The organism is Pseudomonas sp. BF-R-26 (assembly GCF_019947395.1).
GTDB lineage: Bacteria > Pseudomonadota > Gammaproteobacteria > Pseudomonadales > Pseudomonadaceae > Aquipseudomonas > Aquipseudomonas farris.
This window is the reverse complement of the sequence record NZ_JAGYGK010000005.1, coordinates 1-17728: the sequence shown is the minus strand read 5'-3', so window position 1 is coordinate 17728 and position 17728 is coordinate 1. Positions and strand designations below refer to the sequence as shown.

Here is a 17728-nt window from a genome sequence, read left to right as displayed (position 1 = left end):
GTGCCCTCAATGTTTAAGGTCTGTAGATAGGGTAAACCGTTGTTCTTGGATAAGTGTATCCCTGAACGGTAACTCCAGATGGAGTTACCGAGCGCCATTTCGTACCTGTGACTACTTTTCTGGGACTATTCCACGCAGCATCAACTTCGTAGATGAGTCGCGCCTTATCCCATGAGGCGGGGAACATTGTATTCACCTCATCATTAGCTGGCTTGGTGATCCACTGACCAGGATTGTTTCGATCCGGTACCTGTACAGTTGCCTCGTAGACACCGGATGGATCCGGTGCCGACTGTGTCCCCGGCACAATTCTCACATCCCCGTTCAACAATGTATGAGCACCAGTTGGTTTGTCATCCTTATTATAATCGGCGCCGATAATATGATCGTAGTCAACCGGGCTACTGAACATATTGCCCGGCGACAGGTTCGGATCCACCGCGGGGGAAGTAGTACTCCACCCTCCGCCGTCTTCGATCGTGCTTCCCCCGGTATTGCTTGGCGATGAAGGCTGGATGGTAAATCCACCGGCACTCACCGGATGCTGAACGTCAGTGTCCTCTATTGGATTGATCAACGTCCCATATTTAGGGTCGAGCAGGTGTATCGGAAATGCCGTGCCGAGAATGCTTTCCCACAACTCGGTGGCCAATTTGAGACGCTCGTAAGATTGCAGACCAGTGTCTTTCATCGACTCAAGCAGCGCATTCACTGCATTGCGCATGTTTTCCTGGTTCTGCGGTGAGTTCGCAACCGTCAGCAACGCCGCCCCTAAGGCGGCCAGAGCACCGCCGGCCATAACCAGAGGCAAAAAGTTCGATCGTTCAGGGTGGGTAGTTTGCAAGCGCTCAAGATAATTCAACAAGCCCATTGCTAACTCAGGATTAGTCGCTGCGATTTCGGCAATACGTGCAGCGAGCGCTTGTGATTCTGGGGTTGAAACCCCGTTCATTATCTTCTCGACCGAGGCTTTGACTGCTTCTTTTCGTGTGGATTCCTCACGCAATAGTTTCAGAAACACTCGAGTAGCAGCGCGATCGGCGAGAACATAATTAGCCATAAAATCAGCCATACCGACGCCATAGCCTCTTCTGTAGGCATCGGTGGCAAACATGAGATCCACCAGCTTGTTCAGCGACTCAATGCTGTTCTCACCGTACGTCTCAACACTTTTCACCCACTGATCGTATGTCTTTTCAGGATCCATGACAGCTGCGAGCGAAGTGCTGCTTACGTACAGATCCGTTCGGTGCTCGTCATCGCGAGTCACCTCGTATGCTTTGTTTACATCACGGTTAAGACCTGCCGTGGAGTCCTGACCAGTCACCTTGTCATGGCGAACGACAATCTCACCCGCGCCGACCGTGGCATTCAGTGTCTGCTCGCGATCCTTGGTGTAGTTGTAACCTTCCACCGCCCAGCTGCTTTTTTCCGGCCCTTCCATACCCTTGTTCGGTTTGTCGGCCTGAGAGCCGCCCCCGCCACTGTAGCTGCCGCTGACATTGAGGTAGTAACCGTGTTCGTTGTCCTTGCCGGTGATGTTGCGGTAGCCCAGGGTATCGGTGTCCAGTTTCAGATTGCCGTTGTCGGCAGAGATCACCGCACCGTCCAGTTGGGTATGGTTTTCGGTACGGATATCGACTTTGCTTTTGCCGCTGATGACGGTCTGGTTTTCGACCCAGTTAGTTTTGCCATTGGTTTGGCCGTAACCCAAGGAGCCGCTGGCCGTTACACCGAAGCTGACGGCCACGGTGAGGCTGGCATCGAACTCTTTACCCTCGACCTTTCCGGTGTTGGGCACAGAGGTGACGGTGAGGTTGCGACCGACATCACCAATCACTTCGTCACCGCGTAAGGTGGCGCCGGCAATGGTGGTATCACGACCGCTTTCGAAGTTCAGGCTATTACCCGCGTACAGGTAGGCTTGCTGCTGCTGAACACCCTGTCGTTCGAGGTCACCCAGACCGGCGTTAACGGAGCCGTAGAAGCCGAACCCGTCCTGTCCGGCAATCACCCCCCCTTCAGCGCCCCAACTGCGACGACTGTTTTCACTGCTCGATGCATTTTGCGCCGACAGAATATTCAGGTCGTTGCCTGCCTTGAGCTTGATATCACGCTCAGCGATGGCTTGGGTGCCGATCAGCGTCAGATCGTTTTTGGCATCCAGGTTTATGCTGCCGCCAGCATTAAGCTGTGTTGGTGTGGAGTTGCCCTGAGTCGACCCATCCTGGCTTCCGGCATTACTGATACCGACCCCAAGCTTGAAACCACCGGTTGTGCCACCCTTGAGGCCGCCCTTGCTCTGGGTCTGATTTCCGTCACTGCCTTCAGTACCATGGGCGACATCGAGCGTGATGTTGCGACCCGTGATATTGATGTTGCGTCCGGAATCCAACTGACTCCCGTGCACGCTGACGTTATTACCGGCTTCCAGACTGATGTCATTGGCTGCCGAAAGAGTCGAAGGGCGATTGGTAACAGATGTCTGCGTCCGGGTCTGGCTGGTACTCGAAGCGCCCGCGTGTCCATCAAAACTCGGCCCGCTGAAAAACTGACCGAGGGTATCGACCGCCTTCAACACGCTCGACGCTTGGCTGACCCCATCCTCACCTTTACCAGTGCCTTTGAGACCATCGATCGTATTACCGATGTTGTAGGCAACAGTGGTTGTGGTGCCGTTACGCTTCACGCTGTCCCAAGTAGTGATTGCACTGGCCTGCTCTGCGGCGTCGATATTGATGTCGCGTTCGGCTTTCAACTTCAGATCGATACCCGACTGCAAGTCCGAGCCCTGCAGATTAACGTCGCGACCAGCGTTGACCTTCAGGTTTTGCCCCGCAGAGATCGAGCTACCTGCTGCGGTGTGACCGCTGCTGTCAACCCCGTGCTTGATAGTTTCATTACCAACAAACGTGCTGAACCCATTGTTATCGATCGTTTGCTTGATGCCGTAGCTCTTATCAGTTTCCCAACTGCTGCTGCGCTGCTGATCGGTACTCGCCACTACGTTCACATCTCGGCCCGCATCAATGTTCGCGTCGTGACCGGCGTTGATGCCGCTGCCGATGATGTTGATATCCCGAGTGGCTTTCAAAATAGCGTCATTGCCGGCATTGATCTGACTGCCGACACTGGTGACGCTGACAACTTCACGCCCTCCTTTGTGGGAAGCATTCAACGTGATGTCGGCGCCGGCGCCCGGTGTGCCCGCGAACAGACCGACAGTGTCTTTGAGCGACAAGCCAAGCTTTTTCTTGAACTCTTCGGCACGGCTGTAGGCTTCGTTGTCAGCGGATGAGAGATTGATGTCACCGGTTTCATCCAACAGTCCAGCGTGCAGCTCTGCATTGTTGTCGGCGTTGATGACACTGGCATTCAAATTCACATCACGGCCACCAATGATGACTGCATCATTACCGGCAGTGAGTTCGCTACCAACTTGGGTAACGTTGGTCTTGAGCTGGCTGCTGCCGCTCGACGACATCCCGAACAACCCTGTTTTGGTTTTTTTGTTGTAGGAACCGCTTTCTTCGATACCTGAAAGTATCGAGACGTCATTCGTGGCACCCACTACCAAATCATCACCGGCCTTCAGTTGACTGCCGATGATAGTGACATTGCGCCCTCCATTGAGACTGACACTGCCGTCTTCGTCTTTTCTGGTGTTGACGGTCAGATCCTGGCCTGCGTCGATGACCGAAGCGACGTTAGTGCTGTCGTAGCTCTCGCGCTGAGTGGTTTTACTGCGCCCGAAGGAACCGTTTTTCTTCTTGTAGTAGTAAGAAGAGCTTTCATCTTTGGCCGAAGCGACAATGATGTCCTGCTCGGCACCGAGACTGATGTCCTCTTGAGCCTTGATTCGGCTGGCAATAATGCCCAAATCATTGCCTGCATAAATCGCAATATCCCGCCCTGAATTCAGCACTGTGGCCTGTTGGCTGATGCTGTGGCTCTCCTGTGCCCTTTTCTTGCTGCGAGACACGTAATCGCTCTCATTGGCTGCAGAGGCCAGGAGAATGTCATTACCCGCGCTCAATTCAACATCGAGTTTGGCATCCAATCGACTGGCGATGGCGGTGATGTCGCGGTCGGCACGGATGGTAAGATCCCGCCCAGACGTCACCTCAGCAGCATGCTGGGTAATGGTCTGGTTGAGGAAATGGCTGCCACGCGCGTTGGTGCTGCGATCCTGGACCGAGGTGATGTTGACGTCTCGGCCCGCATCAAGTTCGAGATCACGCCCACTCTGCAACACACCACCAATGTTGTTGATGTCACGACCCGCATCGATACTCAGATCGTTAGCCGCCTCGATTCGCGCCGCATTGTCCAGGTAGTCGCGATGCTGCAGACTTCCACCCCGACGGACATCAACACCGGTCACATCACGCTGGTTGATCACATCGCCATTGGTCGCCGTAAGAGTCACGTCACGACCCGAGATAATCCCGCCCGATTTGTTGACGATGTTGTTGCCCGCCTTCAGCGTCAGGCGATCACCTGCCTCGATCAAGCCGGTGTTGGTGAGGTCGTTGCCGGCCTCGGCGGAAAGGTTGTTAGTGGCGCGCAGGGTGCCGGCGTTGTTCAGATCCTGGCCGGCGATCAGGGTCACGTCACCGCCCTGGATCAACGCGCCGTTGGGTGCCAGACGGTTGTTGGCCTGGGCCAGATAGAGCACCGGCACCAGAACTTTTTCACCATTCACTACGTGCTCTTCGAGCCAGACGATGTCGTGGGTCAGCGCCGCCACTTGTTGGGAGGTCAGCGTCACGCCCATGGACAGGTTCAACTGGTCCTTGCTGGCGATGGCGTTGTTCATCAGGTACTTGAACATTGCTTCGTCAGAGGTCTGGCCGTCGATGAAGCGTTGGCCGGTCCGTGCGACGATCGACTGCTGGATTAGACGTTGCTCGAACAAACCATCGCCCAGGCGTTTGGCGCTGGTGTCCGGGTTGTAGCCGAGGTTCGCCAGCAGGTAGTCCGAACTCATGAATTGCTTGAGGTTGGTCAGTACCGGGTTGGTTTCGATCAGGTACTTGTGCGGGTTGGAGCGCACGCTGGTGTCAGGCAGACCCTGCACACGCGGCACGTTGAAGGACGGGCTCCCGGGCAACAGCACACCGATCGGACCGTCACCGGCGGCGGCATTGACGTTGACCTGCGCGGTCTTGTCGTTGAGATTCACCGACGGGCGACTGGCCAGGGCCAGCTCGCGTTTTTTGACCGAGACCGGGTCGTTCTTGTCGAACTGGAACTCGGTGGCTTGCCTGACAGGCATGCCGTCCGAACGCTGGGTGGTAGCGGCCGTGACGGAACCAATAGTCCAGCTCTGTCCGGGTACCATCGTTTGCTCGGTGCCGCCTTTACCGCTAAGGCGGAACAGGCCGTTGTCTCCCGTTGGCAGGGTGAAACCGGGTAGCGTCAGCGGGTTGACCTGTTGTTGGGCCAGGTCCGGTGGCAGCTGGGAATTAATGCTGATGACGGTCGGGGTCACTTGACCGGCGAGTTGTGTAGATCCCAGACGAGAGGCGCCGGCACCCGCGGCTACACCGTCACGAACCACACTGTTTGTCAGGTTCTGAGTCGCGTTGATGTAAACCTTGCCACCGGCCTGAACGACAGCATTGGCGTACGACGACGGGCTGCTGTAGGTAATGGTGTTTTCAGAGAAGGCGGCGTTTTTGACAAAGTCAGGGGCTTCGGTGCGGACGCCATCACTGTAATGTGGACGTGTAAACTCGTATTTCCCGTCATATTCCACCCATATTGACCCAAACCTAATGTAACGAATCGCCTCACCACCACTGGAACGCCCCCCTATGCGCTCGAGAGACTCAACGCCTTCGCTGTTCCATACACGCAAGTTTGGACTGAACAAACGTCCATCCCTATACCCGGAGGGACCCGGATCATAAGACGGGTCATTGGCAGCGTTGTAATCCATGATCGCCAGCCACTGATGCAAGGAATCCTTCGCCCCACCAAGCGAGCGTCTTATGCTGTAATCGCCAACCGCCGCCCCCTGGTTAGTGAAGTTCTGCAGATTTAACGACAAGTCGCTTCCTGCACTGATAGTGGAGGCGTTATTCAGTAGCTCTCGACCGTTACCAGTAAAGTTTCGACCTGCTGTCAAACTGGCAGATGCCGAGTCCTGAATGATCTGAGATTGGTAGTTTTCCACCCAAACCAGATATCCAGGGAAATGAGGCTCAAAGCCATCAAACGATGAACATGAGTAGCACTGCAGCCCAATTGCACCCGAAACCAGCCCGCCACCGGTTACCTGAAACACATCCTTGCGGTTCTCGATATGATCGGCCGCCAGAGTCATATCGCCGACACTTTCGATGGTCGCCGAGATGTTGTTGATCGATGAACTCCAGCCATTGCTGTCATCCCGGGCGATGCTGATGTTGCCCAGGCTATAGATGTCCGCGTAGCGGTTGGTGAGCGTCCCCACGCGCAAGACCATGTCGCCACCGCTGAAAATCAGCCCGTTCTGGTTGAGCAATGAGTTGCTGCTGATGCGCAAATTGCCGGCACCACCGAGGGTGCCGTTGTTGGTCAGCGAGGCGGCATTGACAGTCAGACTGTCAGCCGAAGTGATTCGACCAAAGTTGTTCAGACTGCCACGACTGGTAACCGTAGAAGCCGAAGCGCCGGTGATACTGGCCGCAGCGGTCAAGTCAATCTGAGAGGCTGTAAGCCCCAAATTCCTGACACTGCTGACCCGCCCGTTTCCGCCGTATGCTCCGCTCAAGTCGAGGCTGAAAGTACCGCTACTGGCCAGCAGGCCTTCGTTGGACCAATTGACCCCGCTGCCGATGAAACTGTCGGAGCCCAGCAACTGGCCGCTTGCGGTTTGTACCAGGTTATTGACGTTGACCGTCAACCGCCCCGCCTGAATCACACTGCTGTTAGTCCAGCTATCGGCATTCAGCGTCAGCCCGCCACGCGTCACCAGCGAACCGCCGGCATTCATGACGTTGGCCGTCGAGATATCGAACTCACCCACGCCCACATGAGTCACGGTGCCGCCCGCGTTCAGGAAGCTTGGCGTCGCGAGGGTCAGGTCAGTGTTGGCCGTTTCCACCAGACCATTGCGGTTATCGAACAGGCTGCCGATCTGGAAGTTGGTTTTCCCACCGACACCCAACGCACGCAGTTTGCCCGACTGGTTATCGACGCTGGCGGCACGCACTGCGAGGGTGCCGGCGCTTTCGATCAATCCACCGCGGTTGGTGAGATTGCTATCGAGAACGACGTCGATACCATCGCCGCTGATCTTGCCGGCGTTGTTGTTCAGCGAACCGCCAATAACCTTGACCTGGCCTTTGGCGTAAATTCCGCCGTTGCTGTTATCGATAGCGGCGTCGCCAGCGTTAAGCAAAATGTCGCCGGTGTTGGCGGCGATGCGTCCGCCGTCACTGTAGATTCCGCCCAAGGCCTGAAGGTCGAGGCGGTTGCCTTCGATCTTGCCGCCTTGGCCATTGCGCAAAACGCCCGTCAGGCGGGTCTGCAGCAAACCTTTGAGGCTCGATAGCACACCGGCGCGGCTGTCGAGGCTGGCGGCGGTGATGTTCAGTTCACCGTTCTGGGCGATGACCTTGCCGCCCTGGTTGTCGATGGCGCCGCCCTTCACGTCCAGGGTCAATGCGCCCAGGCTTTGCAGCGCGCCGCCGGCATTGTTGAGGGACGCGGCTTTGAGGTTGATGCCTGCGTCGCGACTGGAGATCAGGCCGTCGGCATCGTTGCGAACACTGCCGGTGGCGGTGAGGTCGAGCTGCCCGTTGGCAGCCACGGTGCCCTCCTGGCTGTTATTCAGGTTTCCAGTCAACAGGCTCAACAAACCTTGACTGAGTAGCTGGCCGCCCTGGTTATCGATGCTGCTGGAACGCTTGATCACCAGCGGCCCCGTACTACCCAGCTCGCCTTTGATGTTGGTCAGCGCACCAAGTAGATCGAGGGTGATGCTGTCTTCGCCGACCAGGCTGCCGTTGCTGTTATCCAGGCTCGTACCGGTGAAGGTCAGCGCTTTGTTCGCGGTGACGTTCCCCGACGCGTTGTTCAAGGAGACCGCGCTGATATCCAGTGTGCCGCTGCTTTCGATCAAGCCACCCGAGGTGTTGTTGATCGCACCTTGAGTCATCGTCAGCGTCTGCTTGCCGCCACTGGTCACGATGCCGTTGCTGTTGTCGAGACTGGCGGCCGTGATGGTCACATCGCCTTTGCCGGCCAGGCCGCCCTTGGCGTTGTTGATCAGCGCACCGCTGAGGTCGATGTTCAGATTGCCGAGCAGGCTGGAGAGCGTGCCTTCCTGGCTGTTATCGAGGCTACCGCCGGCAACGGTGAGTTTGTTCCAACCGGAAATCAGGCCTCCCTGGTTATTCAGGCGGGTGGCGTTGAGGGTCAATTGATCATTGCTGATCAAGTCGCCGCCGCGGTTATCCAGCGTGTTGCCGGTCAGGCTGAAGCTGTGGACGCTGGAGATTTCGCCTTGCTGGTTATTCAGGTCACGCAGGTGCGCAATGCTCAACACGCCCTTGGTGTTGATCAGGCCGTTCTGGTTATTCAGGTCGGCAGGTGCTGCACCCAGATCGATGCTCAGACCAGTGCCACCCAGCAGCGTACCGCCCTGGTTATCCAGACCGTTGCTGTTGAGGGTGAGTTGTCCGGCCGCTTTGATCAGGCCTTTGTTCTGGTTGGTCAGTAGACCGTCGACGGTCACTTGCAGATCGCCATCGCTGAGTATTGTGCCGACGCTGTTATCCAGACTGGCGGCGCGGACTTGCAATGCTGCGGCGGCGATTTTGCCTTTTACCGAGGTCAGCGCGTTGTCGATTTGCAGGGTAAGTTTCTGGTTGCTGAGCAGTCGACCGTCGCTGTTATCCAGTTGTTTGGCGACCAGGTCGAAGGCTTCCTCGCTGGAGATTTCACCGTTTCGGTTGTTCACGCCGGCAAGGTTTTTCAGCAGGAGTTGGCCCGGTGCGCTGATGAAGCCATCCTCGTTGTTCAGAGCGCCGCCGTTCACGTCCAGGCTCAAGGTGCCCTTGCTGAACAGTTTGCCGCCTTGCTGATCGAGGCCACTGACGCTGGCAACCAAGGAGGTGGCCGCGCCGATGCTGCCGCCGGTGTTGGTGACCTGGCCGGCGCTCAGCTCCAGATTGTCGCCCGCGTAAATACTGGCCTGGCTGTTATTGAGCGCGCCGGTGGTGATGCTCATTCCACCTTTGCTGCTGATCGCACCTTTTTGCTGGTTATCCAGACTGGTGCTAGTGAGGGTCAGTGTGGTGTCGGTCAGCAGTTTGCCGCCCTGGTTGCTGACCGCGCCTTTGCTATCGATTGTGAGCGCCTTGGCGCTGGAAATCGTGCCGCCGTTGTTGCTCAGGCTCTGGGCATCGATCGCCAATTCGCCCTCGCTGACGAGGCTGCCCTGATTGTTGTCCAGATCCGAAGTGAGGTTCACCGTGAGGTTGTTCAGCGTGGTCAGGCGTCCGCTGTTTTCCAGGGTTTTCCCGGTCAGCGTCAACCCGGTGTCGCCGGACAGCAGCCCTTTGTTGCGGTTGATGACCTTGTCTACGGTCAGTGCAAGGTTGCCACCAGCCAGGATGTAACCGGCGTCGCTATTGTCGAGTTGTTGGCCGATCAGTGTCACATCAGCCTTGCTCGACAGTTCGCCGTTACGGTTATCGATGTCATCGACGGTCAGCTTCAGCGCTTTTGTGGCCCCTACCAAACCCTCCTGGCGGTTATCGAGGCTGGCGGCTTTTACAGTCAGCCCGTCATCGGCAATGACCACGCCGGCCTGGTTATCGAAAGCGTCGGTGACCGTCAGATCCACTTCGCCGCGACCACGGATTTCACCACTGGCGTTGTTCAGGCTGGCACTGCGACTGTCGAGGCCGGCAGAGGCGATCAGACCTTTGACGTTGCTCAGTGCACGGTCGATAACCAGCGTGAGTTTCTCGTTGCTCAGCAGCTTGCCGCCATCGTTGCTCAGGCTTTGCGCTGTGAGGTTGTAGGCCTTGGCACCGGAGATTTCACCACCGCTGTTGTTCACCTCATTGAGGTTTTTCAACAGCAACAAACCCGGTGTATGGATGTTGCCGCGTTGGTTGTTCAGCAGGCCGTTGTTCAGGTCGAGGGTCAGGTCGCTGTTGCTGAACAGCTCGCCGCCGTCTTGATCCAGGCTGGTGACCGAGACGTTCAACTGTTGCTGACTGCCGATCTGGCCGGCCGAGTTATCCAGGTGTTTGGCCGTTAGATCCAGGGTGCCGTCAGTTGCCAGACTGCCGCCTTTGCTGTTGTTGAACTCGCCAGTGGTGACGGTGGATGCAGCCTTGGCACTGATCACACCCTTATCGCTGTTGTCGAGGCTGCCGCTGACCAGCGTCAGGCCTTTTTGCGAGGCGATCAATCCGTCCTGGTTTTGCAGCGCAGCCGTCGTGGTGAGCTCCATACCTTCGAGGCTGGACAGTTTGCCCAGTCGGTTGTCCAGAGAGTCGGCCGTGAGCCTCAGCGTCCCTTCACTGCTGATCAGGCCTTGCTGGTTGTCCATGACGTCGTCGAAGGTCAACACCAAGCTATTCTGGCTGACAATTTTGCCTGCGACGTTGTTAAGCCCGATGCCGTTGAGCGTGCTCGCGCCTTTGCTGAAGATCAGGCCTGCGGTCTGGTTGATGATCTGATCGACCTTCAGTGCCAGGGTCGTGTCAGTCAGCACTTTGCCGCTGTCGCTGTTGTCCAGGCTCGCACCGTTGATGTGCAGGTCGGTCTGGCTGGACAGTGAACCGCCACGGTTGTCGATCTGATCGACGTTGACCGTCAGCGATTTGAGCGACGCGACCAGGCCGTCTTTACGGTTGTCCAGCGTCTTGCCGGTCAGCTTCAGATTGCCCTCGGCAACCAGTTCGCCAGCCTGCTGACTGAGGACGTCGATGTTCGCCTCGACGTCGTCCTTGCCGGAGATCCGGCCGGCGTCGTTGGCAACCTCCTTGGCCTTGAGGCTGATCAGGCCGCTGGCCGTCAGCAGACCATCGTTACGGTTGTCCAGTTTGTTGCCGTCAAAGGTCAGTGCAGCCTTGCTTTCGAGGCGTCCTTTGGCGCTGTTATCCAGCTCGGTGACCAGCAGCTTCAACGCCTGATCGGCACGAATCACGCCGTTGCGGTTGTCTGCGTTGTTGCTGCTGACTGTTAGCGTGTTGAGGCCGGAGATCTTGCCTTCACGGTTGTCCAGGCGTGTGGCCTGCACATCCATCGCGCCGTTGGCCTGGATCAGCCCTTTATTTTGATTGTTCAGCAGGCCACTAACCCGGGTGGTCAGTTGACCTTCACTACTCAGCTCACCTTGTTGGCTGTTATCGAGGTTTTGTGCCCGGACGGTCAGAGCATTTTTCCCACCGAGAGTGCCGCCGACATTGTTGATCGCGCCACTGGCGGTGATATCCAGCAAACGTCCGGCCATCACCAGACCCGCGACGTTATCCAGGGAGGTCATGTTCAGGGTTGCATTAGCCAGGCTGGTCAACTCACCGTTGCTGTTGTTCAGCTGACCGATCGTGCCCGTCAAAGCACCCGTGCTGTTGATCACCCCGTTGGTGTTGAGGACCTGATTGGCCGTGACATTGAGCGCACCGCTGCTCAGCACCTGCCCGTTATTCTGGTTGTCCAGGGTCCCGGCGGCGATGTTGGCGGCTTGCCCGGCGCTCAGCGTGCCATTCTGATTGCTCAGGGTCTGGCTCGTATTAACCGTCAGATTACGGCTGGCCGCCACACTCTTGCCGGTGTTGTTGAGGTTCTGCGCGCTCAGGCTCACATCGCCCGTGGCGTTGCGGCTAGTGTCGGCATTAACCCCGGCCTCGATGACGCCGTTGTTGGTCAGCTGACCGCCGGCGCTCAGGGTGATGTTGTCCCGGGCCGCGAGGGTTTGCTGATTGGTCAGGTTGCCTTGGGTTTGCACGTTGACGGCGGTGCCGGCGTAGACCGGGCCGCGCGCATCGAGGCTGGCGGCTTTGACATTGACTGCACCGCTCGTGGCGGAGGTGTCGACCAGGCTCAAGTGGCCATTGGCATCGAGCTGGATATCGCCGCCGCTGGCGATCAGTTTGCCGTCGAGTTTCACCCCGACCCCGGCTTCGGTGCCCACCAGTTTGATCGCCCCGGCGTACATGCCGCCGAAGGCCGAGGAGTCGATGGCCAGTTGCGGTTTAGCACTGCCGTCATCGGCGCGGGCGGTGGCGTTGAGGCTGTCAGCGTTGACGTCGTTACGACCAGTGATGATGGTCAGGTTCCTGGCCTGAATCTCGGCGTTGATCTTGGCGCTGCGAGTAATGATTTCGAAGCGGTCGACGTTGTTGGCATTCAGCCCGGCACCGTCGATGGCAATGCTGCCCTGATCGACCTGGAAGCGATCCAGCCGACCGTTGTCGAGCACCGGTTTGCCGGTGGTCAGGGTCACGCGCGGGGTGTTGATGAAGCCACAGCCGTTGCAGCTGATGCCGTAGGGGTTGGCGACGATGACCCGCGCCGACTGCCCCGCCACTTCGGTGTAACCGCGCAACTGGCTGGGGCTGCCGCCGACCACTTCGTTGAGGATGGTTTGTGCCGCGACCCGATTGGTCAGGTTCGGGTTGCCGATAATGATCCCGCCCAATTGCGTCGCGCCGGTCTGGTTAGCGACGTTGTTGAGGATCACGCCCTGGGTGCCGACGTTGTAATCGTGAAACTGGTTATGCGACAGACCGCTGCCGTTGGGCGTGGCGATCTGGATAATCGGTACACCGTTGCCTGCCTGCCCAAGGCTGGTGCCTGGCGAGGCCACCACAATTCCGTCGGCCTGCGCCCACATCGGTTGCCAGAACATGACGTTGGCCAACAGGAAGGCCAAGCCGCGTTTGGGCATGCCCCAGAAGTGCTCACGGTTTTTTACCGCAGCAGAGGGCTGGCCAGCGAGGAAGGCGTAGTGGCGAACGTCCATGTCAAAAGGTCTCGTTTCGATCGGCAAGAATGGAATGAGCAATTCACAGACACAGCCGTCCCGACACGGCAAATGCTGGAGGCGCTTGCAGAGCGAATACGTCATAAGGGGATAAATGCGCGCTTGGGTCAGAAGGTCCAAAGCGTGGCGTAAACGACCATTGCATCAGCGTGCGGATGGTCTGTTCGGTCCCTCGAAACGGCGAAGTGATATCAATATGATGGCTAGATATTAAGTTGCCATCATTCTGACGTCAACAAGCCGTTCAAGATGTTTTTGAGTGGACGCTCTAGCGCGCGGGTTTTGGCTCATGGTCTGAACTTTCCCAATGGAAAAACCCTCCACTCAATAACGCCGTGACATTAATAAATGAGGCTCACTCATGAAAACCACCCTGCTGAAACTGACTCTCGCCGCCACCCTCGCCTGCGCTCTCCCCGTTTGGGCCTGCCCTCCCGAGGTAGCCACCGCCAAGCGCGAACAATTGGCCAAGGAAGTCGCCAAGATCACTGAGCAGAACCCGGCAAAGGCCAAGGAGATCAACGATGAGTTGCAGAAGATGGACCTGGAGACGGCCAGCAAGGATCTGCCGGACAAGTGCCAGTTGATTGATCAGCGTCTCAAGGAGTTGCAGTCGGCGGAGAAGAAAGCCGAGAGTTAAACGGCAAGATCAAAAGATCGCAGCCTTCGGCAGCTCAGGTGCACGCTTAAACCTGTGTAGGAGCTGCCGAAGGCTGCGATCTTTTTAGGTAATAAAAAACCCGGACACTGTCCGGGTTTTTATTGGTTCGCTACCGCGCTTTATTCAGCAGCCGGCGCTTCCGGCTTGCGGCGCTTGAGCGGGGCCATGCCGTCCTTGCTGACCAGCGACAGGGCGTCGGTCTTCGGGCGGTTGGCGATCTTGCGCTTGGTCGGGGCCTTGGCGCCGGTTTTCTTCTTGTCGCCTTTGGCGTCGACTTTTTTCTTCTTCACGCCAACGGCTTTGCCCGAGGCCTTGACCTTTTTCGGTCCGCCATAGGTGCCTTTGACTTCCTTGATGGTGCGGCGCTCGAAGCTCTGCTTGAGGTAGCGCTCGATGCTCGACATCAGGTTCCAGTCGCCATGGCAGATCAGCGAGATGGCCAGACCATCGTTGCCGGCGCGACCGGTGCGACCGATGCGGTGAACGTATTCGTCGCCGCTGCGCGGCATGTCGAAGTTGATCACCAGGTCCAGGCCGTCCACGTCCAAGCCACGGGCAGCGACGTCGGTGGCGACGAGGATTTTCACCCCGCCCTGCTTCAGACGGTCGATGGCCAGTTTGCGGTCTTTCTGGTCCTTCTCGCCGTGCAGCACGAATGCTTTGTATTCCTGCGCCACCAGGCGGCCGTAGATACGGTCGGCCATGGCCCGGGTGTTGGTGAACACGATGGCCTTCTGGTAGGTCTCGTTGGCCAGCAGCCAGTTCACGATCTGTTCTTTGTGCTGGTTGTGGTCAGCGGTAATGATTTGCTGACGGGTGGTTTCGTTCAACTGGCTGACTGCGTTGAGCTGCAAGTGCTCAGGGTTGTTCAGGACCTTGGCGACCATCTCGCGCAGGCCCGAACCGCCGGTGGTGGCGGAGAACAGCATGGTCTGCTGACGGTTGGTGCACTCTTCCACCAGACGCTGTACGTCTTCGGCAAAGCCCATGTCGAGCATGCGGTCGGCTTCGTCGAGCACCAGCACTTCGACTTCTTTGAGGTCGAGGTTGCCGGCGTTCAGTTGCTCGATCATCCGACCCGGCGTACCGATCAGGATGTCCGGCACTTTGCGCAGCATGGCGGCCTGGACCTTGAAGTCTTCACCGCCGGTGATCAGGCCGGACTTGATGAAGGTGAACTGAGCGAAGCGCTCGACTTCCTTGATGGTCTGCTGGGCCAGCTCGCGGGTCGGCAGCAGGATCAGGGTCTTGATGCTGACGCGGACTTTGGCCGGGCCGATCAAGCGGTTGAGGATCGGCAAAACGAAGGCGGCGGTTTTGCCGCTGCCGGTTTGCGCTGTCACCCGCAGGTCACGCCCTTGCAGCGCCAGCGGAATAGCCGCTGCTTGCACAGGCGTTGGCTCGACAAATTTAAGCTCGGCCACGGCTTTGAGCAGGCGTTCGTGCAGGGCGAATTGGGAAAACACGGGTGCTACCTCGAAGAAATACAAAAAAACAGCTGCATAGGGTAACGGTTTCGAGCGCGAAGGCCGAGTTTCTTTATACAAACGGCGCTAAACAATGGTTTTTTTGTTGCCTGTTTTGTCTCAAAACGTCATCCGGAACGTCTTAAATGCTCTAATCGCCCCGTCGCGTCCTACAGAAGAACCGTTTTCACCCATGGATATCAAACAGCTCTGGCTCAACGCCCAAGACCTCTGGGGTGCTCTCGATCAGCACCCGCTCCTGCATTCCACGCTCGCGCTGATGTTGCTGTTGGTGGTGGCGCTAGTGCTCGGACGAGTGGCGCGTTACCTGATTCTTCATGCGACCAAAATGCTCGGCCGCCAGCCGGCGTTGCACTGGGTCAACGATTTTCGCCACAACAAAGTGTTTCATCGCCTGGCGCAAATGACGCCATCGCTGGTGATCCAGTTCGGCCTGCACCTGGTGCCGGAGTTGGGCAAGACCAGCCTGAACTTCCTCGGCAACGTGGCGCTGGCGTTCACCATTCTGTTCCTGGTACTGGCCGTCAGCGCATTGCTCAATGCCCTGCTGGACATCTATGCCCGCACCGAACACGCCCGCACCCGCTCGATCAAAGGCTACGTGCAACTGGCGAAAATGGTGCTGTTCGTGTTTGGCGCGATCATCATCGTCGCCACGTTGATCGACCGTTCGCCGCTGTTGCTGCTGTCGGGTCTGGGCGCCATGTCGGCGGTGATTCTGTTGGTCTACAAAGACACCCTGCTGTCGTTCGTCGCCAGTGTGCAACTGACCAGCAACGACATGCTGCGGGTCGGCGACTGGATCGAGATGCCGCAAGTCGGTGCCGACGGTGACGTGGTGGACATCACCTTGCACACGGTCAAAGTGCAGAATTTCGACAAGACGATTGTGTCGATCCCAACCTGGCGCCTGATGTCCGAGTCGTTCAAAAACTGGCGCGGCATGCAGCAGTCCGGTGGGCGCCGGATCAAGCGCAGCCTGTTCATCGACGCCAGCGGCGTGCGGTTTATTCGCGATGACGAAGAGCTGAAGCTGTCCCAGGTGCATCTGCTGACCGACTACATGAGCCGCAAGACAGCCGAGCTCAAGGCCTGGAACGAAGCTCAGGGCAACGTCGCGGCGATGGCGGCCAATCGTCGACGGATGACCAACATCGGCACCTTCCGCGCCTATGCGCTGGCGTATCTGAAGAGTCACCCGGAGATTCAGCCGAACATGACCTGCATGGTTCGCCAGATGCAGACCACCGCTCAAGGTATCCCGCTGGAAATTTACTGCTTCACCCGCACCACCGCGTGGACTGATTACGAGCGGATTCAGGGGGATATTTTCGATTACCTGCTGGCGGTGCTGCCGGAGTTTGGTTTGAGCCTTTATCAGCAGCCGAGCGGTGGTGATCTGCGGTCGGGGTTGCTCCCGGCGGTGCTCGGCGCAAGCCACATTCCCGAACCCGAAAAACACATCATGTAGCACCGCCTCTAACCTGTGGGAGCTGGCTTGCCCGCGATGAGGTCATGTCAGTCGATATTAATATTGCCTGACACAATGCTATCGCGGGCAAGCCCGCTCCCACAGGGTTCAGTGGATAGCCACAAGTTTGCGTACACCCAACCGACTAATCCACACCGCCATCAAAATCACCGACCCACCAAACAACAACCGCCCCAACTCTTCATGCTGATTCCAGATCAGCAAGTTGATCAGCAACCCCACCGGCACATGCAAATTGTTCATCACCGCCAGCGTCCCGCCGTTCACCAGGCACGCGCCCTTGTTCCACCAGTACAACCCCAATGCAGTCGAGACCAGGCCGAGGAACAGCAGCACGCCCCATTGCAGCGGCGCTTCGGGCAGGAAGTTCTGTTTGCCGAACAGCAGAAACGCCGGCAATGCCACCGCCAAGGCGCCCAGGTAGAAGTAGCCGAAACGCCGGTAATGCGGCAGATCACTCGGATGACGGGCCACCAGATGTTTGTAGAGCACCTGCCCGGCGGCGTAGGTGAAGTTGGCCAGTTGCAGCAATAGAAAGCCCATGAAGAAATCCGGGTTGATTCGGTCAAAGCGAATCACTGCCGCGCCCGCCACCGCCACTAATGCCGCGATCAATGCCCAAGGATTGAAGCGCCGGTTCAGCGCGTCTTCGATCAGGGTCACGTGCAGCGGCGTAAGGATGGTGAACAGCAACACTTCCGGTACCGTCAGTACCCGGAAGCTCAAATACAAACAGACGTAGGTCACGCCGAACTGCAACGCGCCGATCAGCAACATCCCGCGCATGAACGCCGGCTCGACCTGACGCCAGCGCGTCAGCGGAATGAACACCAGCCCCGCCAGCAGCACCCGTACCAGCACCGCGAAGTAACTGTCGACATGCCCGGCCAAGTATTCGCCGATCAAACTGAAGGAAAACGCCTGGATCAGCGTGACAAAAAGTAGATAGCCCATGCTCGCCTCATTTCGAATGGCGGCGACGATAGCGGGTTTTGCCCTTCATCGCGAACAGTCAGCAACACACAAAAACCTGTGGGAGCGGGCTTGCCCGCGATGGCGGTGTGTCAGTCGAATTCAATGCGGCCTGACAC

At 57.8% G+C, this 17728-nt stretch carries 5 protein-coding genes; 2 read left to right on the top strand and 3 right to left on the bottom strand.

Annotated features, from left to right (window positions below; translation table 11 throughout):
* Positions 1 to 13: 13 nt before the first annotated feature.
* The gene (locus KGB18_RS07870) at positions 14 to 12976 is read right to left on the bottom strand and encodes a hemagglutinin repeat-containing protein (RefSeq protein ID WP_223569657.1); all 12963 of its coding nucleotides are present in this window, start codon (positions 12974 to 12976) and stop codon (positions 14 to 16) included.
* 382 nt (positions 12977 to 13358) lie between these two features.
* Between KGB18_RS07870 and KGB18_RS07865 the strand changes: the two genes are divergently transcribed.
* Positions 13359 to 13637, top strand: coding sequence for a hypothetical protein (locus tag KGB18_RS07865; RefSeq protein ID WP_123719233.1), 279 nt, complete (start codon positions 13359 to 13361; stop codon positions 13635 to 13637).
* A 140-nt stretch (positions 13638 to 13777) separates the two neighbouring features.
* Here the strand turns inward: KGB18_RS07865 and KGB18_RS07860 are convergent, their stop codons facing one another.
* On the bottom strand, positions 13778 to 15124 hold the full coding sequence (locus tag KGB18_RS07860; RefSeq protein ID WP_223569656.1) for a DEAD/DEAH box helicase: 1347 nt from the start codon (positions 15122 to 15124) through the stop codon (positions 13778 to 13780).
* A 193-nt stretch (positions 15125 to 15317) separates the two neighbouring features.
* Here KGB18_RS07860 and KGB18_RS07855 point away from each other — a divergent pair, with 193 nt between their 5' ends.
* A complete protein-coding gene (locus KGB18_RS07855; RefSeq protein WP_223569655.1) occupies positions 15318 to 16616 on the top strand; it encodes a mechanosensitive ion channel family protein in 1299 nt (432 codons plus the stop codon).
* A gap of 108 nt (positions 16617 to 16724) precedes the next feature.
* Here KGB18_RS07855 and KGB18_RS07850 read toward each other — a convergent pair whose 3' ends face one another.
* Entirely contained in the window at positions 16725 to 17591 is an 867-nt protein-coding gene (locus KGB18_RS07850; protein ID WP_223569654.1) for a carboxylate/amino acid/amine transporter, read from the bottom strand.
* Positions 17592 to 17728: the final 137 nt, after the last annotated feature.